An 18163-nucleotide genomic window follows, 5' to 3' on the forward strand; every position below is an offset into this window, starting at 1 on the left:
AGCGTAACAGAAAATGGGCTTCCGAACCAGGGGCACGGCACTCCTATGATTCATAGGTGATTCATGGGTTGACCGACGGCCTTTTCCGTCATATATATGCACGGGCACATTCACAATCGAACGAGGTTGGCATGCCTGAAAGGAAACGGCGACGGGATCGGATGCGGATCCCAAAAAAACACCTCCTACTCAAGGCGGAAGTGCGGGAGGACTATCACGGCTTTACCGAGTATGTCACGGCCATCCGCCCGTTCGTCCGCCGGCTCGCGGAACAAGAGCTCGAGGCGGCCATCGAACGTCATCGTCGCCAAGATCCGTCTGGCCGTCCCGCCATCGTGTACGACCAGCTCCCCCACGTGATCTGGGTGGCCATGCGCAGAAACGCGCATGAGATGCACCTGATCGATAAGATCCAAGAAGGGATCATCGGCGTCCTGACCGGACTCGAAGGCTATGATCCGGAGCAGCGGACGAGATTCGGAAACTTCATCCGTGTATGCATCCGGTATGCCATCGACCAGGCAGCCATCACGATGGACGAACGACGCCCGTATCGGATTCCTTACTCCGCATACAAGAAAATCTGGCCGGTGCGACGCGCGATCTACGCGCTGACCAAAGATGGAGGCTCCTACCCCACGAATGAGGAAATCTGGCTCTATCTGTCCAAGGACGAACAACAGCGCCCACACCAAAAAGGAGCCGGGGATCGGGAACTGACCCTGGCGGAGGTGACGCTCGCCCATCGGCTGATTTACGGGAAAAACATCAGCTGGCATGCGCCCGCCCTTCCTGTGGCAGGAAGCGGCACGACTATCGAGAACCTGATCCCTGCGGACGCAGACACGTCCAGGCTCGCCGAAAGCATGGATACGGCCGAAGAGTTGGCCGAATTCATGATAAGCGTACGCCAGGTGACGGCACGCATGCCGTGGAAACACCAAGGCGTTGCCAGGCTGCGGCTGGGCATCGAGACGCCCGAACCGCTGACGCTCGAGGAGATCGCCATGCGCTTCGGTGTCACGAAGCAGGCGAAAAGCCTCATCGTGAAAAACATCGACGGACGTCTCGCAGAACGCGGTTGGAGCCTCGACCTCCTCCGAGGACTGGTCGAACGGCTTGAGTCCATAAAAGAATGCCTGGAGGGATGCCCGATCGGCCTCCCGGATGCGATCGAGTTGTTTCCAGCGCCGCTTGAACGCCCGCTCCTCGATCATCCCATCGTCTCTGACGGCAAGCGGATCGCGGACATCCTTGCTGAACACGGACGGGAAGACGCACGAGGACTCCTCGTCCCCGCGGCCTTCCGCATCATTGCCGTCCGTTTGCGGCTAACGCCGACGGAAGCAAAGGCGGCAATCGCGTCGGCACAGACCGCGGGCATAGTGACGATCATGCCCGAGGGCGCGGTCCTTATGCCGAGCACAAAGAAACCCGTGCCGTTGCGGAGGGAATTGCGTCCCTTCGATGTGAAAGATTCCGTACGAGCCGATAGGCGCGGCTTGATTCAATGGGACGAGGCTACCTGGGGGACGATACGCGTGCTTGCGCAGCGGGCAGGAGTCTCTTATCACACGCTCAAGGCGCGGTTCGCCGACGCATTGAATATCAGACGGTTGGAAGCACGTGATGCTGGAGGCAAACCACAGACCTTCTTCAAGGAATCCGACGCCAAACGCCTCTTGCTGGAGCACTCGTCTCGCGGCTAAAGGAACGGATCCGACGATCGCGCACTAGCCCTCAAAAGGGCTAGTTTTTCTTTGCCGCGTCCACGAACGCCTGGAACAATGGGTGGGGCTTGAGCGGGGAGCTCTGGAACTCGGGGTGGAACTGGACGCCGACGAAAAACGGGTGGTCCTTGAGCTCGATGATTTCCACAAGGGCCCCGTCCGGGCTGGTGCCGGCCACCGTGAGCCCGCACGTGGCGAGCTTCTCGCGATACTCGTTGTTGAACTCGTAGCGGTGGCGGTGGCGTTCCGAGATCGTGTCCGTGCCGTACGCCGCGCGGCTCTTGGTGCCGGGCAGGAGCGCGCAGTCCCACGAGCCCAGGCGCATGGAGCCGCCGTACTCGCGCTTGAGCATCTTCTTGGCCTGGTCCGGCATCACGTGGATGACGGGCGATTTCGTGTCCGCGGCCACCTCGGTGGTGTGCGCGTCCGCGATTCCGCACACGTTGCGCGCGAACTCCACGGCGGCAAGCTGCATCCCGTAGCACAATCCGAGGTACGGCACCTTGTTTTCCCGGGCGAAGCGCACGGCCGCGATCATCCCTTCCACCCCGCGCGTGCCGAACCCGCCCGGCACCACGATGCCGTCGTAGCCCTTGAGCACCGCGTCGGCGCCCAGCTTCTCGATGTCCCCGGCGTCCACCCAGGTGAGGCGCGGCTGGCGGTGCGTGGCCCAGACCGCGTGCTTCACGGCCTCGATCACGGAAATGTACACGTCCGAAAGCACGAACCCGCCCGTGGCGAAATATTTCCCGACCATCGCGATATTCAGGGTTTCCGTGTCCGCGCCAATGCGGTCGTTCACCTCCTGCCAACGCGCGAGGTCGACCGGCTTGTCGGGCAATCCGAGCTGCCCGAGCACCAGGGAGCCGAACCGCTGGTCCTCCAGGATGAGCGGAATCTCGTAGATGCTGCCGACGTCCGGCGCGGCGATCACCCGCTCCTTGGGCACGTTGCAGAATAGGGCGATGCGCTCCTTGCGCTTGTCGTCCATCGGGAGGGTGGAGCGGCCCACCACGAACTCGGGCTGGATCCCCATCGCGTTCAGCATGCGCACGCTCTGCTGCACGGGCTTGGTCTTCATCTCGCCGAGGTTGCCCGGCACCGGCAGGTACGCCACGTGCACGTGGATCACGTCCTCTGGCCTGTGCATCTTCATGATGCGAGCGGCCTCGAAGAAGATCCCGTTCTGGTACTCGCCCACGGTCCCGCCCAGCTCGATCACGCACACGTCCGAGCCGTTCGCGCCCAGCTCGAACCGGCGGATGATCTCGTCGGTGACGTGCGGGATCGCCTCCACGTCCTCCCCTTCGTACTCGAACGCGCGCTCGCGGCGCAGCACTTCGGCGTATACCTGGCCGGTGGTGAGATAGTTCACGCGCTTGAGCGGCCGGCCCAGGAACCGCTCGTAGTTGCCCAGGTCCTGGTCGCACTCAAGCCCGTCAGAGGTGACGAACACCTCGCCGTGCTCGCTCGGGCGGATCGTCCCCGCGTCCTGGTTCAGGTACATGTCCACCTTCATGGCGGACACGCGGTAGCCGCGCGCCTCAAGGAGCGCCCCAAGGGAGGCGGTGGTGATCCCTTTTCCGAGCCCGGAAATCACCCCGCCTGATACGAATACGAATTTGGACATAAGAAAATGTAGGGTGAAGGATGTAGTATGAAGGATTTACCATCCTACATCCTACATTCTACATCCTACATACATTTACTTTTTCTCAACCGCCACCGACACTTCCGCCTCGAATCCGGCCGGGAGCGACACGGTCGCCCGCCCTTCGCCGACCTCTTTCATGGGCGCCATCCCGATCATGTCTTCTTCGACCTCGAACCCGGCCTTGCGCAGCGCCTTCGTGACCGTCTTCGCGGTGACGGCGGCGTAGAGCGTGCCGTCGTCGTTCGCCTTCTCCTTGAGGGTCACGAGGAACCCGTCCAGCTTCTGGGCGAGCTTCGCCGCCGCGGCCGTCCCTTTCTTCGCCGCCCGCGTCTTGGCCGCCTCCTGCTCCTTGAGCCGCCGCAAGGCGTCGGCCGTGGCCTGGATGGCGGCATTCTGCGGGAACAGGAAGTTCATGGCGTACCCGTCGGAAACCTCCGCCACCGCCCCGACCTTGCCAAGCGTCTTCACGTCCTTCAAGAGGATGACCTTCATACTGCGGGCGAGTATAACACGCGACGGGTTGGGGGATGCAAGCGGAGAAACCTTGAGGCGCCCGCGCCATATCTTGACATCGTACGAGCGGACACGTATCATCCCGGTTCATCGCTCCAGGAGGATCCGTGAAGCAGCCCGTCGCGTTCCATAAGAAAGCCATTTCCGCCGCCAAGACCACCGCCCAATTGACCCTCGTCGTGGGGGTCGCCGTCCCGGTCATCGCCGCGGCCGGCAGCCTCCTCGCCGCCGACCTTGCCTTCCACCACGCAAGCAAGGCGATCAAGCGCCGACTCGCGGAGCGCCACAACGCCAGGCTCGACCGCCGCAGCATCCGCGGCTGACCTTCCGCCGCAGCCCCATCAGGAACGAGCCCCTTCGGCGCGGATGCGCCAGGGCGACCCCGACGAACGGTCGGGGTCATTTTTTACTAAACCCAGCCAAATTATTGCAAACCATCCCTTGACAAAACCTCAAAAATATGGTATAAATATCCACGTGAAGTGATCGTTCCTTCCAAGCGGAGTTCGAAGACCGCTACAACCTTAAGGGGGAGAGTCTAAAGAATGCCCGTGGCTGTTGTTGTCGTGAGTCCCCCTCACACACGACGGCAGCCACGGGCCTTTTTCGTAAAAGGCTCTAACGCGAACCCGCCGACGTCGTCGGCGGTGAAAACAACGTCAGAAAAACAGGCCGGGTCCCTTGACCCGGCATTGAGGTGATTCTTGAAGAACCTGATCCTGATCGCGTCCATGCTTGCCTTCGCTGCCTGCGAGGGACGAACGATTGAGACCCCGGCGACGACCGTCAACGCCACCTGCCCGGCCCTGCCGGAGCAGAACGACGACGCGCTCCTCGCCTGTCTCGAGACCATTAGCGAGATGACGACCGCTGCGCAGGACGAGGAAAGCCTCGTCGCCTGCCTCGGGGACCTCGAGGCGGCGCTTGACCTCTGCGAAGAGGCTCCCGCGCCCGTCACGGTCGACGTGATCACGTGCCAGGCCAACAGCGCGGTCGTCGCGAGCGCAACCGATTGCCCTCGCGTCAACCTCGTCTGCGCGCCAGGCACCACGCCGTTTTCGAGTCCCGACACCGGCGAGTTCCGCTGCGATGAGCAGCATCTCACCATCGACATCGGGAACGGGACGCCGCAAGGCGACCTGGTGCTCCCTGGGACCGGCGTGGCCGACGTGGCGCACTTCCGCGTGACCAACCTCGGAACGGCGCCGGCTCCGCTCACGGGCGTCAAGCTCGAGAACGTAGCCCAGCAGCCGCTCGAGTCCGTCTACGTCGTCGACGTCATCCGTAACGGCGTCGGGACCTACGGGGTCTGCACCGGACGGATCGACCTGAATGACGGGAACGGCTGCCTGCGACCGCTCACCGCGGTGACGGTCGGCACCAATGAGTCGGTCGACGTGGTGGTGCGGGTGGAGACGCCTGCAGCCGGCACGTGGCCCAACAACGACCGGTACGTGCAGATGCGTCTCGTATCCGGCGAGCGTTCGGCCTACGGCAACTGGTTCCTGCTTGCAAACAGCAGGCTCACCGTGAGCAAGGCCAGCGGTTCCCCCTCGGGCGGCGCCGTTCCCGGGCTCATCGAAGTCGCGCAGATGAACTGGGCAGCGAACGCCCGCGGTGATATCTTCGGCCAACGCATGACGTTCGAGGTGGAAGCGACGGACAACGCCGGCAGCGGCTGGATCGACGGCCTGATGAACCCTGCCAAGTGGCAGGTGTTCGACCGCGACGACTCTTCGGAGATGCTCGATACAAACGCCGGCTGGTCCTTCCAGAGCACGGTCGACGGGCTGGTCATCGCGTCGCTGGACTTCTACCAGAACGGCTCATTGGTCGTCGAACAAGGCAATACGAGGATGTTCGTCGTAAAAACGGATACGACGGGCGCCGGCGCGAACGACACGTTCAGGCTGACGCTCGTGGACGTCCAGTGGACCGACGGACATGTTTGGTCCGACGGCTTCTACGTGAACAACCTGCCGGTCGAGTTCGGACGGATCGACTTCTGACAACCCTGCGTCCGGGGCGGTGGAATCGAGAGGGTCTCCTCTCTTCCCCGCCTCGGCGCGAACACGTTCTGAAGATTCTGCGATTGCGGTCATGCGACCTCAGCCGCGGACCTTTCAGGATAGATAACCAGTGCCGGACTTCGAGCCGGCCAGTATGGAGGACGCCATGACGTGGAAGAAGTTCGAAGGGAACGTGGTCGGGACCAGGGTCGAAGGCGATCCGTCGGTGCCGCCCACCAGGTGGTACAACCACCTGTGGCTGCTGATGTTCGGATGGAAGAAGGTCGCCGTGTTCATGGCGATGAACGCTTCCGCCCCCGCCCGCGTGGGCTTCCGTCCCTTCAGGGGCGACGCGATGCTCCGCGAGGAACCGCTCGATCGTGGGACCTTCCGGGTCCGGATCGGCCACGAGGCGTGCACCTTCTTCGTCGTCGGCGACGATGGCAAGGAGATCCCGCTGGAGCTCCTGAAGGTAACGACCCGGGACGATCCGGGCTACGACAAAGTCCCGCTCCTCTGAGGGGCGAGACGCTACGACGAGGGCGGAGGCAGGGTTCACTCCTTGCTTCCGCCTCTCCCCCAAGCGGATGAGCGCCACGCGCGTTCGTCCGCCTAGGCCGAGAAACAACCAGAATCCCCTCTGGCAATCCCGCCGGAGGTGACAATTGAACATAGGAGATACGAGTGAAGAACATCATCGCCCTGTTCGCGATCATCCTGGTCGGTTCGGCATGCGAAGGTCGCGTCGAAGTCGAGAAGATCGTTACGGAAGAGGTCGTCGTCTGGATCTGCACATGCAGCGACGGCACCGACACCGACTGCGATGCCCCGACCTGCGAAGGCGAGGTGATTCGCGAGACGGTCTGCGAAGCCGACGGTGAGTTGGTCGACGACCAGAGCGAGTGCCCGGAGCCACCGACTCTCGAGTGCGCGCAGGACTCCGATTGCGGAGGCGTCGGGACCGGATGCAGCGAAACCAACTTCGTGACCACGAACGCCTTGTGCACGGCAGAAGGATTCTGCGACCGGTTCGTGACCGACGTCGATCCCGAGAGCGAAGCCTGCGGGTTCGTCGGCGAAGGTGAAGGAGAGGGGGAAGGCGAAGGCGAAATGGTCGCGGCACCGATTCTGGTGAGTGATGACTGGTCGACAAGATCAGGAGACGACACTGCCCTATTCAGGTTTCGTCTGACACCGCCGTCAGACCATGCGATTAGCCTGTACCGAATCGCGTTCCGTATCGATAATCCGTTTCCAACGGAGACGTTCTGGAACGGGTGCGACCAACTCGCAAACCGATCCCGCTGGAGCACGCATATCGGGCCTGTCCCAGTGGATGGGACCGGTTGGGTAGTAGGCCAAGATCCCGTTGGGTACTGGGAGTTCTACTATTCGGGCGGCGGCGACCTTGGGATCTGCACGGGGAATGCGCCGCTCCGGTACGCCGTACTGACCCTTCCGCACGACTTCGGCATCCCTGGGCGCGACATCCCTCCTGGGATGGACTACGAGGAAACGGTCTACGTGGACCTGACGGGAATCGTCGGCGGCGAATGGGTTCAGTTGGGTCTCCCGTCCGACAGTGAGCTTGCTTCGCTTGGGATTGCCACCATCGAGTGGTATGACCGAGAGACGGGAGCGTTGCACCGATCTGACGAAGAGGCCGAGGGTCTTCCGCTCATCGGGACAGTCACGACCTTCTGACTCGCACGCGATCACGCCTACGACGCGCCCCATCCCACGGGGCGCGTTTTCTTTTTTTGCGGATGGCGTAAGATGGATGTGGATAAGCCGTAATCCCCCACGCTATGGCTACGCGCCGCAAGTAAGCGCTGGACGCCCTCGCTACGCCGAGGGCGTCTTTTTTTGGTATGATGGCGGCATGAAGCTGTGGAGGATCCGCAAGGAGGAACGTCGGCCGGCCCTGCGGCTGTGGGCCGGGTTGTTCTTGTCGGCCTGCGCCAACCTGCTCGCCTGGAGCGTGCTCACCGCGGTCTTCCTCAAGACCTACGGGATCGGCTCGTTTCCGCTCGTGTTCCTGTTGAGCTCGGCCGCGTCCATGGTCGGCTCCGCGCTCTACGCCCGGCTTGCCGCGCGCGCAAGCGCGGGAGCGTCGGCGCGGATCTTCTCGCTTGCCGCGGCCGTGCTGCTCGCGCTTGCGGCCGCGCGCGCGGGCGAAGGCGGCTTAGCGTTCTTCGCGCTCCTCTTGTTGGGCAACTCGGCGTTCGTGTCGTTCGTGGGGTCGCAGCTCATGGTGGTGGCCAACGACCGGTTCACCCCCTCCCAGGGCAAGCGCCTGTTCCCGCTCGTGAACACGGCGCACGTGGTGAGCGGGGTGACGGCCGGATTGTTCCTTGACCGGTTCGTCGGGACGCTTGGCATCGGCGGGATGCTCATGGCCGCCGCCGCGCTCGCGCTGCTCGCGCTCCCCTGCGCCGCGCGCACGCGCGCGGACAAGCGCGAGGCGTCGCAACAGGGAGAGGTCGGGCTTTTCGCATACGTGCGCGGCAACCGCTACGTGCTAGTGCTCGCCGGGATCGTGGCGATCTCCTGGGTACTCACCCGCGCGTTCGACGTGGCGTTCGCGAGCGTGGCCGATGCGCGCTTCCCCACGGCCGAGGCGTACGTGCGCTTCAGCGGCCTCTACCTGGTGGTGACGAGCCTCTCCGCGGTGCTGTTCGACGCCCTGCTGCTCAACCGTTTGCTCGAGCGCATCGGGCTCACCCGCGGGATGGCGTTCGTGAGCAACGCGGTCACCGCGGGCGTGGCAGCGATGCTGATCGTCCCGACCTTCTGGCCCGTGATCGCGGCCAACGCCGTGAGGAGCGTGCTCATCGACCTGCAGGCCACGTCAATGCAGGTGATGCAGGGGGTGCTTCCCTCCGCGAGGCGCGCCGGGGTGAACGCCTTCCTCGAAGGGTATCTTGCCACGGCCGCGGGGGCGCTGGGCGCGCTCGCCATGCTCGCCTTCGACGCCCTCGTGCCAAGCGCGTTCGCGCCGTCGGACTCGATGCGCATCCTCGCCGCGCTCATGCTCCTCCTGCTCGCCGTGCGCGCCTGGTTGAACGCCCGGCTGCGCGCGCGGTTCTTTGAGACGCTGCACGCGCAGGTGAGGCAGGGCGACGACGACGCCCGGCTGCGGGCGCTCGAGACCCTCGTCGAGCACAAGTTCTACCGCCAGGAAGGGATCGGACTGGTAATCGACGTGGCCAAGGACCCGCGCGCGAGCGTCGCGCTGAAAGAGACCGCGCTTTCGACCTTGGGCGCGGTCGCGGACCCATCGACCCTGCGCGTCCTCTACAACCTCCTCTCCGGCCGGGAGCGCGCGGTGCGCCTGGGAGCGGCCCGGGCGATCGCCGCGTTCCCCGCGATACGGGATTCCTTCTTCGACGACGCCTTCTCCCGCCACCACGCGGTAGAGAAGCTCCGCGCGCTGTTCGCAGGCGAGCCGGACCCGGAGGTGCGCGCCGTCGCGCTTGACGCGCTCGTAAAGCTCGAGGATCCCGACATCGTCCCCTTCCTCGCGAAGCTCCTGCGTGATGGCGATGCGCAGGCCAAGGCCGACTGCCTGTATTCCCTGCTGCGGTTCAACGACCCGGGCGTGATCGACGACGTGCGGCCGCTCTTGCGCGAGGGCGACCCGGCGCTGCGGGCGCTCGCCGTGCGCGTCATCTGGCCGTTTCCCTGGGAACGCAAGGCGCTCAAGGACGCGATCGCGGGCCTGTTCCCCGTCCTCAAGGAGGAAACGTTCCGACGGCTCCCGGCGGCGCGCAAGGAGGCGTTCCGCCTCGGGACGAAATTGGCGGGCGACATCCGGCTCCAGGCGGAAACGAAACGGCTTCGCGCCCTCCTTGGCTGGACCGACCGCGCCATCCGGCTTGAAGCCGCCCTTTCCCTCTCGAAACTCGGGGAAAAGGACGGTCCGGAGGCGGTCCGGACCCTCCTTTCCGACAAGAAACGTCCGGAGCTCGACCGCGTGGATCACTCGCTGAAATGGGGCCGATATGAACCGGATGTGCGGCTGCGCCTCGTAGATACCCTCGAAGAAATGGCGGAAACCCCTCGGAAGGGTTGACGCGGGCGAGATTTTCGGGTATGTTGGGTGGTCATAGTCCTTTTGACATTTTCATAGCGAATTTTGGCTTTTTCCTGGCCCCAACAACGAAGGAGCGCGCCATGACGCAGATGCACGAGAACAAGGACGCGTCCCAGGCGGACGCCCCTTCCGAGGCTACCGGTCAAAACGGGAACGACAGCCTTGATGAGGTGGACGTTGAGGAAGCCGAAGCCGGGACACCGGCACCGACAGGTACGCAAGCGCCGGCGGACGCGGAGACGCCGGAAGCGAAAACGGTCACAGCGTCCCCGGCATCGCCGGGGGAGGATGTGTTCATGAGCCAGGACGAGCAGAAGGCGCCGCAGACGCAGGCGTCAGACGGCAATACCCCGTCGGGCGGAACGTCCGCGCTGGCGGATCTTCCGCGCGGCCAATCGGGCGTATTCCCCGCCCCGAACTTTCCGTCGCCGAACTCGCAGGCACCGGTTGGCGGCGAGAGCGCGATGGTGAGGCCCGCCACAGGCGCGGACGCGAAATCTCCGCCGTCCAATCGTGATGCGATCATCGCCTTCGCGGACCATCTGGTAAGGGTCGGCATCGAAAAGACGGCGGGGGGGAATGTAACCACCTCGATCCAGTGCATCAAACTGATGCAACAGATCGAGGCGACCTACGCGGAGAAAAGGCGGCAACTGGCACAGGGGATTCTTCCGTCGATGAAGGCTGAGGCGGCAAAGCTCGCTCAAGAGATCGAACCAGAAAGGCGCGAACTCCTGCAGAGGAAAAAGGATCTCGACAAGCTCCAGGGGGAGTACGACGCGCTCAGTCAGCTCTGGGCGAGCAAGAGGAAAAAGCTCGAGGAGCTCGAGGGGACGGTCAGGAGTTTCACGCATATGGCGCGGCAGAACCCCCAGGCGCCGTCCCCCGCTCCGGCGACGGCGCAAAAGGCGCTTCCTCCGGCAGCGACCGCCGCGACGCCGGACCCCGACAAGCCCAACGGCTGATCGGCACGCCGCGCCGCGACCGACGAAAGACAGGCCCCCGACACGACATCGGGGGCTTTTTCATTCTCAACCCTCGTGGGACGCGTCGCGGATGGGCGCGTCGGAACGCCGGAGCAGCATCCCCCACCCGAAGAGCGTCACCACGGCCGCGGCAATGAGCGGGGCGCGCGGGTCGAACCCGCTCAACACGCCCGCCACGGCCGGGGGAAGCGCCATGGCGAGCGCCTGCACCGACTGGCTGATCCCCATGATCTCCCCTTGCGACCGTGCCCCGACGAGCGCGGAAACCATCGCGGTGAGATTGGGAACGATGAGCCCCTCCGATACGGAAATGACCGGCAAGATGAGGAACAGCCAACCGAACGTAGGCGGGATGATCAGGCCCGCGAGCGCCACGGCAAGCAGGGGGCTGCAGGCGCGCAGCACCGCGGACGGGCTCGCGCGCGCGGAGACGAGCCGGGCGAGCGCTCCTTGGGTGAAGGCGATCCACAGCCCGACGTAGGCGAACACCTGGCCGATCTGCAGCGGAGTCGCCTGGAACCGGTCGATGAGGAACACCTGGAAGAAATTCGTGAAGCAGGTGAACCCGAAGGTGAGCAGGAACACCACCACGAACATCGACCGCAGTGATGGCTGGGTAAACGCCTTTCGCACGTTGCGCACGCCCGTGAGGAGGCTCGCCGGGTTGTGCACGCGCTCGCGCAGCGTCTCTCGGAAAAACGCCAGCACGGCCATCAGGTTCACGAGGCCCAGGAGCCCGGCAAACCAGAACGGCGTGGCAATGGTAAACCAGGAAACGAGCGACGGATCCGCGAGCGAGCCGCCGAAAAACGGCCCGAGCACGAACCCGACGGCGAACGCCATCCCCACCAGGCCGAAGTTGTGCACCTTGGTGCGCGCGTCGCTCACGTCCGCAATCGCGGAGTACGCGATGGCGATGTTGCCGCCCGCGAGCCCGGCCACCACGCGGCTTACGGCCAGCAGCCAGAACTGCCCGCTCCCGACCCCGAAGGCGAACATCGCGTATCCCAACGTGTTCACGGCGATGGAAATGAGGAGCGGCCATTTTCGCCCGAACCGGTCGGACAGCGCCCCGAGGATGGGAGCCCCGAAGAACTGCGCGAGCGGATACAGCCCCATCACGACGCCCAAAAGCAGCGTGCGCGTGGCGTACGGCACCTCGGGGGAAAACAGCGGCGAGGCAGGGTCCACGAACAGCGGCCCGAGCACGGGAATGACGATGCCGAACCCGAGCATGTCGAGGAACACGGTAAGGACGACGGGGAACAGTGACGGATGCTTCATAGGCGTGTACGGTGAAGTATATCATTTCATGCCTATGAAACGACTCGCCGCCGCCGCCTTCGTCCTGTCCGCGTTCCTCCCCGCCCTGCCGGCCGCAGCCGGCGAGTGCTGGTCCGAGCCCTATCACGAGGCGTCCGGCTCGGCCACGATCCGCTCGGCCGTGTTCATGCACGACGGCCCATGCCAGGAAAACACCTCGGTGCTCGCCACGGCCCCCACGGGCGCCAGCGTGAACGTGCTCGCGGAGGACCACGAGTGGTACCTCATCCGGCTGGACAACGGGGCAACCGGCTGGGTGTGGCACACCTTCCTCAACCTCGGGGCGATTTCCCTGTCCGACTCCGACCGCGCCACCGTGGAATCCAAGTTCCCGCCCACCGGCGCCACCGTCTCGGCCCCCGCCCCAACCACCTCAACAACCTCAACCACCTCAACCACCTCGTCCTCCTCCCTGCTCTCCCGCGTCACCGGCCACATCCTCCTGCAGGTGGAACAGCACGGCGAGGCCTGGTACGTGGACCCGCTCACGAGCGCCCGCTACTACATGAAGGACGGCCCCACGGCATATGAGATGATGCGCACCTTCGGGCTGGGAGTCACCGAAGGCGACTACGCGAAGATCGCCACCGGAAATGCCGATCTCAAGTCGCGTCTCAAGGGACGCATCGTGCTGCGCGTGCAACTCCACGGCGAGGCGTATTACCTCCATCCCGATGGGTCGGTCTATTACCTGAAGGACGGCCCGGCCGCCTACGAGGTGATGCGCGCGCACTCGCTCGGGATCACCGACGCGGATCTCGCAAAGATCGCGTCGAAGACGCTCATCCTGAAACCCGTTTCCGCCTCAACCTCGACTTCAACCCCCTCAAGCTCCTCTAGCTCCTCAAGCTCCTTCTCCACGATCCGCATCTCCGACTCCCAGGAAGGGACGATCCCGTCGAACATCGACGTCATCGATCTCAACCGATACTGGATTTCGAAGATCAACGCGCTGCGCGCGGAACGCGGGTTGAGACAGCTCGCGCTCGACCAGCGGTTCGTGGACACCGCAAGCGAATGGGCCGGCTACATGGGCGTGAACGACGATCTCACGCACGAGCGCCCGGACGGCAAGACCATGCACCAGTGGATCGACGCCAAGGGCCTCGACTTCACGGAGCGTTATTCGCTCCCCGACGGGTGGACCAGCAACTACTTCACCGAGAACATCTCCTGGGATTTCACGGACGACTCGATGGACGGGGCGCGACAGGCGCTCGACAACACCCTCGCCTTCTATCTCGGAGAAGCGGCGAGCAACGGCCCGCACTACCGCACCGTCTACCACCCCGATTGGAACGCGGTGGGCGTCGGATTCCATTTCGCGCCCACGGACGACGGGTACAAGATGGTGATGGCGTTCCACTACGGGAGCCTGGAACGCTAGGCTTGACATGCGGCGGAAATCCGCCTACAGTGCGAGGCCCTTGTCGATCGTGACAGGGGCGAACGCCAGGACAAGAGACAGGAGCACCAAGTGAACAGTACGATCCTCGGCTTCCAGGACCAGCGCAGGACGCGATACCGTTGTACGGACCAACCGCCGCCTGACTTGAAACAGGTGTGCAAGGCGATCGCCAAGGCCGTGCGCCCCAAGCGGGGCGAACTCCTCTCGATTTCCAAGAGCGAGATCAAGAGCCGGGCGAAAAGCGCCTCGGGGACGTACGACGAACCCGGACCGCAGGACGACCTGTTCCGATTCCTCGACAACAACCACGTGATCGTCGAGGCGAACGGGAGCAGGACGGAGTTCTACTACGACGCCGACCAGGCGGAAGCCGTCCTGCGATGCTGCCGGGACGGCCGCCTGCCCCCGACTCCCGCCGGCACCGTCGAGGAACGCATCGCGCTCTTGCGCGAGCGGGCCATGGACCGGCACGCGAACGCCGATGACTCATGCGAGTCTTCCGCGCTCGAGCCCGAGTACGCCCAGCCTTCCGTGCCGCTCCCCGCGGCGCCCGCGCCCCCTCCCGCCCCGCGCGAGGTGACGGCCGCCCTCTTCACCGACGCGCAGCTGGACGCCATGGACCCCGAGACGCTCGTGCGCGCGCTCACCGACGTCGACCGGGCCATGAAGCCGCTCCAAACGCTGTCCGCCGCGATCAAGGCGCGCATCGACGCCGCGCGCCGCGCCTTCGAGGACGAGGCCCGCCGCGAGGAGGCGCAGGCGAAGGCCAAGGAGGAAGAAGCCGCCCTGCACGCCCGCAAGGCCGCGGCCGCGCGGGAGTGGCTCAAGAAGCACTTGGGATGAACGCACACGAGGAGGATCACAACGTGCCAGACAACCTGATAAGCCCGTCGAACATCGTGGAGCACATCGAGGCGCACGCCAACGGACAGTCCGATTCCTGCGAAGGCGCCCCGGTGCCGGAACGCCGGAAATACGAATTCGAGGTGTTCCCTCCCAGGGACATGATGGAGATGCCCGAGGAGGAGTTCGCCGCCTACTTCGTGCGCATGGCGTCCATGGCGGAGATCATCGACGAGATCATCGTCTCGGGCAAAGTGCTGCGCACCAGCCGCCAAAACGAGCTGCAGCGCAAGATTGCGGAAGCCGAGGAGAAGACGATGAAGGACGCGGAAGAGGCCGAACGCCTGCAGAAGGAGTTCCAGGCAAAGCGCGAGGCCGCCACCCTCAACGCCAAGGGCGTCGAGGCCTTGCGAGAGAAGCTCGCGAAGCTCAACGGCTGAAGGCGGAACGCCAAACGGACGTCCACGCCACGCCCCGGTCCTCGGGGCGTTTTCTTTTTCCACAGCCCGACAACCTTGACGCTTCGCGCTCGCGCAGGCATACTTGCGGCTCCCTGCTCTTTTCGGAGGAAACCATGACACGGAAAACGGACCGCTTCTCCTTGTACCTGGCGCTGTTCGCTACAGACGGCATCGCCACGGGGCTCGCCCTCTCCTATTTGCCCGCGGGCGCGGCGCTCACGCTCGCGATCTTCGCGGTCCAGGTCGTTCTGCTCGTTCTGCTCGTGCGTGACGTGAAGCAGTCCGACCCCGGAACCTATCCGTCCATGGTCCGGGTCGCGATCGCGGAGGAACCCGAGCGTACGGATCCGGGCATCCAGGCCCCGGTTTCCGATCTCCCGACCGACCCGGATGCCATGCCGGTGCCGACCCGGGAGCCGGCCGGTCCGGAGCGCGTCGATGCGCTTACCGCCTTCCTGATGGCGATGGACAAGCCCAAGCCGTCGGCGGAGGAGCTCGACGCCTTCCCGCTCGACCGCGAGTTCCCGACCGATCGGAACGCCCTCAACGCCTGACCGCGACGGACCTCGTCACGGCCCTCACCAAAGCCTGACGCTCGCGTCAGGCTTTTTTCTGACAAAAAAACAGGTGCCTAGGCGGCACCTGTGAGATCCTTTCGCATGCGTTCCCATTCCTCGTCGAGCCAGGCCCTGGCCTGTGCTTCGGCGACCGGCTCGTGGACCCGGACCGTCACCGTGACCGTGCGGCCAAACAGCGATGCTCCGTCGAGCATGGTGCGCCCCCCTTCCGGCGGCCGGTCCCAGGCGAACGTGACGGACACGACCGGACAGTGCGGCATGTTGCGCACGGCGGCCATGAACCCGCCGGCCTTGGGCGGGAGCACCTGCCCAAGCGGCGCGCGCGTCCCTTCCGGGAACAGGGCGAAGGACGCCCCTTCGCCCGCGGCCGCGGCCGCGGCGGCTTCCACGGCGCGGATGTCGCTCGCATGCCCGCCGCGTCGCACCCAGGCAAAGCCCGACGCGCGGAACATCGGTCCCCAGCCCCAGGCGCGCTTCATCGCATCCTTCGCGATCCAACGCACGTTGTCGATCCCGAGGCGCTCGAGCAGCCCCGGGAGCACGAGCGGCTCGATGAGAGAGTGCTGGTGGTTGGAAACCACGATGCACGGCCCGGAGCGCAACGGGACGACCTGCGCGGCGGTCGGGAACCGGTAGGTGACCTTGAGACGCATGAAGGAACGCAAGACGAGCATGAGCGCGGAACCCCAGAGGGACCGCCAGCGCGACAGGCGCAGGCGCAGGGCCGGACCCGGACGTTCGTCGAAGAGGATGAACGACCCATGGGCCACGCTTGCGGCCCACACGAGCGTGCCGACGCACAGGCAAACGAAGAACAGGGCGCGGATCCGCATGGGATCTCCTTCCTGCCGTGAGGCATCGGCACGGTAGCACCGACGGTTGACAAAATCAACGGATTCCCGTATCTTACCGGCAACGTTACCCGTCTTAAGGCGGGAAGGACTCGACCCTCGGAGTGCGGAAAGCGCGACTCGATGGATGCCGAGTCGCGTTTATCTTTTTTTTGAGGACTATGTCCCCTTCTTCTTCCGTTGCCCCGTCGAACTTCGACGGCCTGGGCATCAGCCCCAAGATCCTCGAGGCGCTCGACCGGCTCAAGATCACCTCCCCCACCCCCATCCAGAAACAGGCCATCCCCGTGGCCATGGACGGCAAGGACGTGGTGGGCATCGCCCAGACCGGCACGGGCAAGACCTTCGCCTTCGGCATCCCGATGCTGCAGATCCTCTCCCGCACCAAGGGCCAGGGGCTGGTGCTGCTCCCCACGCGCGAACTCGCGCTGCAGGTGGAGGAAAGCATCATGAGGCTCGCCGGCCGCTTCGGGCTTCGCACCGCCGTGCTCATCGGCGGCGCTTCCATGCACCGCCAGAAGGAGATGCTGCGCAAGGTCCCGCACATCATCGTCGCCACCCCGGGACGTCTCATCGACCACCTCGAGCAGCGCACCCTGAAGCTCGACCGCGTGAACGTGCTGGTGCTTGACGAGGCCGACCGCATGCTCGACATGGGGTTCGCGCCGCAGATCAACAAGATCCTCCGCCAGGTGCCCAAGGACCGCCAGACCATGCTGTTCTCCGCCACCATGCCCTCCGCGATCGCGAAGATCGCCGCCGAATACATGAAGCTGCCCGTGCGCGTGGAAGTGGCCCCGCAGGGGACCGCGGCCGAGCGCGTGGTGCAGGAGCTGTTCGTCGTTCGTAAGGAAGACAAGCCGCGCCTCTTGGAGCACCTGTTGCGCGAAGTGCGCGGGTCCGTGCTCGTGTTCACGCGCACCAAGTTCGGCGCCAAGAAGCTCACGCGCATCCTCGTGCGCGCCGGCCACGCCGCCGCCGAGATCCACTCCGACCGCTCGCTCGCCCAGCGCCGCGGCGCGCTCGAAGGGTTCAAGAGCGGCAAGCACCGCGTGCTCGTGGCAACCGACATCGCCGCGCGCGGCATCGACGTCACCGGCATCGAGCTCGTGGTGAACTTCGACCTGCCCGACCAGGCCGAGGACTACGTGCACCGCATCGGCCGCACCGGCCGCGCGGGCCACTCCGGCCGCGCCATCTCCTTCGCCATGCCCGACCAAGGGAGCGACGTGCGACAGATCGAAAAGCTCGTGCGCGTGCACCTGCCGGTCACGCCGACCCCGGGCGAATTGCCCGCGGTGGTGGTTAGCCCGGAGAACCGCAGCGATCACCGCGAAGAGGCGGGACGTCGCGGATATGGCGGCGGACGCGGCGGCTACGGTGGCGGCCGTTCCCACGGAGGCCGTCCGCAGCACGGCGGATCGCGCGGCAGCGGCCGCAGCGCCGACCAGGGCCGGGCATTCGGCGGCGGTCAGCGTCGCGAAGGCGGCGGATCGCCCGACGGACGTCGCGGCGGCACGCAGGCCGGCGTGCGCGGCAAGCACGAGCGCGCCCGCAAGCCCACCGACCCGGTGGAGAACCACCCCGACCGCTGGCAGCCGCCGGCGTCGTACAAGAGGTTTGGGAAGAAACGACCGGCGTAGTGGGGAAAACTTGAAGAACCAAAACTTGAAGGACCAGAGGAGACGTGAAAGGTTGAAGAACGAAAGGA

Annotated in this window: 16 protein-coding genes; 12 read left to right on the forward strand and 4 right to left on the reverse strand. The window is 65.0% G+C overall.

Features of this window, described 5'->3' with window-relative positions:
• Nucleotides 1-68 precede the first annotated feature (68 nt).
• Nucleotides 69-1709 (forward strand): sigma-70 family RNA polymerase sigma factor, encoded by a 1641-nt coding sequence (locus tag EPO34_01595; protein ID TAK03835.1) that lies wholly within the window; start codon nt 69-71, stop codon nt 1707-1709.
• A gap of 40 nt (nt 1710-1749) precedes the next feature.
• On the opposite strand, the gene EPO34_01600 is transcribed toward EPO34_01595, so the two are convergent.
• A complete protein-coding gene (locus tag EPO34_01600; GenBank protein ID TAK03836.1) occupies nt 1750-3360 on the reverse strand; it encodes a CTP synthase in 1611 nt (536 codons plus the stop codon).
• 75 nt (nt 3361-3435) lie between these two features.
• Nucleotides 3436-3978, reverse strand: coding sequence for a 50S ribosomal protein L9 (gene rplI, locus EPO34_01605; protein TAK03837.1), 543 nt, complete (start codon nt 3976-3978; stop codon nt 3436-3438).
• A gap of 26 nt (nt 3979-4004) precedes the next feature.
• Here rplI and EPO34_01610 point away from each other — a divergent pair, with 26 nt between their 5' ends.
• From EPO34_01610 to EPO34_01635, 6 genes are all read left to right on the forward strand, one after another.
• Entirely contained in the window at nt 4005-4220 is a 216-nt protein-coding gene (locus EPO34_01610) for a hypothetical protein (GenBank protein ID TAK03838.1), read from the forward strand.
• Nucleotides 4221-4601: 381 nt separating this feature from the next.
• Entirely contained in the window at nt 4602-5906 is a 1305-nt protein-coding gene (locus EPO34_01615) for a hypothetical protein (protein TAK03839.1), read from the forward strand.
• Between the two features lie 154 nt (nt 5907-6060).
• Nucleotides 6061-6426, forward strand: coding sequence for a hypothetical protein (locus EPO34_01620; protein ID TAK03840.1), 366 nt, complete (start codon nt 6061-6063; stop codon nt 6424-6426).
• Between the two features lie 164 nt (nt 6427-6590).
• Nucleotides 6591-7610, forward strand: a complete 1020-nt coding sequence (locus tag EPO34_01625; protein ID TAK03841.1) for a hypothetical protein — start codon at nt 6591-6593, stop codon at nt 7608-7610.
• 178 nt (nt 7611-7788) lie between these two features.
• On the forward strand, nt 7789-9981 hold the full coding sequence (locus tag EPO34_01630) for a hypothetical protein (GenBank protein ID TAK03842.1): 2193 nt from the start codon (nt 7789-7791) through the stop codon (nt 9979-9981).
• 101 nt (nt 9982-10082) lie between these two features.
• Entirely contained in the window at nt 10083-10967 is an 885-nt protein-coding gene (locus tag EPO34_01635; GenBank protein TAK03843.1) for a hypothetical protein, read from the forward strand.
• Between the two features lie 66 nt (nt 10968-11033).
• Here the strand turns inward: EPO34_01635 and EPO34_01640 are convergent, their stop codons facing one another.
• On the reverse strand, nt 11034-12272 hold the full coding sequence (locus EPO34_01640) for an MFS transporter (protein ID TAK03844.1): 1239 nt from the start codon (nt 12270-12272) through the stop codon (nt 11034-11036).
• Here EPO34_01640 and EPO34_01645 point away from each other — a divergent pair.
• The 4 genes from EPO34_01645 to EPO34_01660 all read left to right on the forward strand — a co-directional run bounded on the left by EPO34_01645 (nt 12202) and on the right by EPO34_01660 (nt 15577).
• Nucleotides 12202-13698 carry a hypothetical protein gene (locus EPO34_01645; GenBank protein TAK03845.1) on the forward strand — a complete coding sequence of 499 codons (1497 nt, stop codon included), beginning with the start codon at nt 12202-12204 and terminating at the stop codon, nt 13696-13698. The genes EPO34_01640 and EPO34_01645 overlap by 71 nt on opposite strands.
• Nucleotides 13699-13788: 90 nt before the next feature.
• Nucleotides 13789-14562 carry a hypothetical protein gene (locus tag EPO34_01650; protein ID TAK03846.1) on the forward strand — a complete coding sequence of 258 codons (774 nt, stop codon included), beginning with the start codon at nt 13789-13791 and terminating at the stop codon, nt 14560-14562.
• Nucleotides 14559-15002, forward strand: coding sequence for a hypothetical protein (locus tag EPO34_01655; GenBank protein ID TAK03847.1), 444 nt, complete (start codon nt 14559-14561; stop codon nt 15000-15002). The genes EPO34_01650 and EPO34_01655 overlap by 4 nt, the downstream gene beginning before the upstream one ends.
• A gap of 134 nt (nt 15003-15136) precedes the next feature.
• Entirely contained in the window at nt 15137-15577 is a 441-nt protein-coding gene (locus EPO34_01660) for a hypothetical protein (GenBank protein ID TAK03848.1), read from the forward strand.
• A gap of 77 nt (nt 15578-15654) precedes the next feature.
• Here the strand turns inward: EPO34_01660 and EPO34_01665 are convergent, their stop codons facing one another.
• On the reverse strand, nt 15655-16434 hold the full coding sequence (locus EPO34_01665; GenBank protein TAK03849.1) for a 1-acyl-sn-glycerol-3-phosphate acyltransferase: 780 nt from the start codon (nt 16432-16434) through the stop codon (nt 15655-15657).
• A 179-nt stretch (nt 16435-16613) separates the two neighbouring features.
• Between EPO34_01665 and EPO34_01670 the strand changes: the two genes are divergently transcribed.
• A complete protein-coding gene (locus EPO34_01670; protein TAK03850.1) occupies nt 16614-18095 on the forward strand; it encodes a DEAD/DEAH box helicase in 1482 nt (493 codons plus the stop codon).
• Nucleotides 18096-18163 lie beyond the last annotated feature (68 nt).

Source organism: Patescibacteria group bacterium, from assembly GCA_004297215.1.
Lineage (GTDB): Bacteria > Patescibacteriota > Patescibacteriia > UBA9934 > GWF2-40-263 > 2-01-FULL-63-20.

Excerpts from the sequence above, each read along its gene's own strand:
- EPO34_01600 (TAK03836.1), bottom strand. The coding sequence starts at position 3,360 with ATGTCCAAATTCGTATTCGTATCAGGCGGGGTGATTTCCGGGCTCGGA.
- EPO34_01665 (TAK03849.1), bottom strand. The coding sequence starts at position 16,434 with ATGCGGATCCGCGCCCTGTTCTTCGTTTGCCTGTGCGTCGGCACGCTC.
- EPO34_01635 (TAK03843.1), top strand. The coding sequence starts at position 10,083 with ATGACGCAGATGCACGAGAACAAGGACGCGTCCCAGGCGGACGCCCCT.
- EPO34_01640 (TAK03844.1), bottom strand. The coding sequence starts at position 12,272 with ATGAAGCATCCGTCACTGTTCCCCGTCGTCCTTACCGTGTTCCTCGAC.
- rplI (TAK03837.1), bottom strand. The coding sequence starts at position 3,978 with ATGATACGTGTCCGCTCGTACGATGTCAAGATATGGCGCGGGCGCCTC.
- EPO34_01630 (TAK03842.1), top strand. The coding sequence starts at position 7,789 with ATGAAGCTGTGGAGGATCCGCAAGGAGGAACGTCGGCCGGCCCTGCGG.
- EPO34_01645 (TAK03845.1), top strand. The coding sequence starts at position 12,202 with ATGACGATGCCGAACCCGAGCATGTCGAGGAACACGGTAAGGACGACG.
- EPO34_01660 (TAK03848.1), top strand. The coding sequence starts at position 15,137 with ATGACACGGAAAACGGACCGCTTCTCCTTGTACCTGGCGCTGTTCGCT.
- EPO34_01655 (TAK03847.1), top strand. The coding sequence starts at position 14,559 with ATGAACGCACACGAGGAGGATCACAACGTGCCAGACAACCTGATAAGC.
- EPO34_01670 (TAK03850.1), top strand. The coding sequence starts at position 16,614 with ATGTCCCCTTCTTCTTCCGTTGCCCCGTCGAACTTCGACGGCCTGGGC.
- EPO34_01620 (TAK03840.1), top strand. The coding sequence starts at position 6,061 with ATGGAGGACGCCATGACGTGGAAGAAGTTCGAAGGGAACGTGGTCGGG.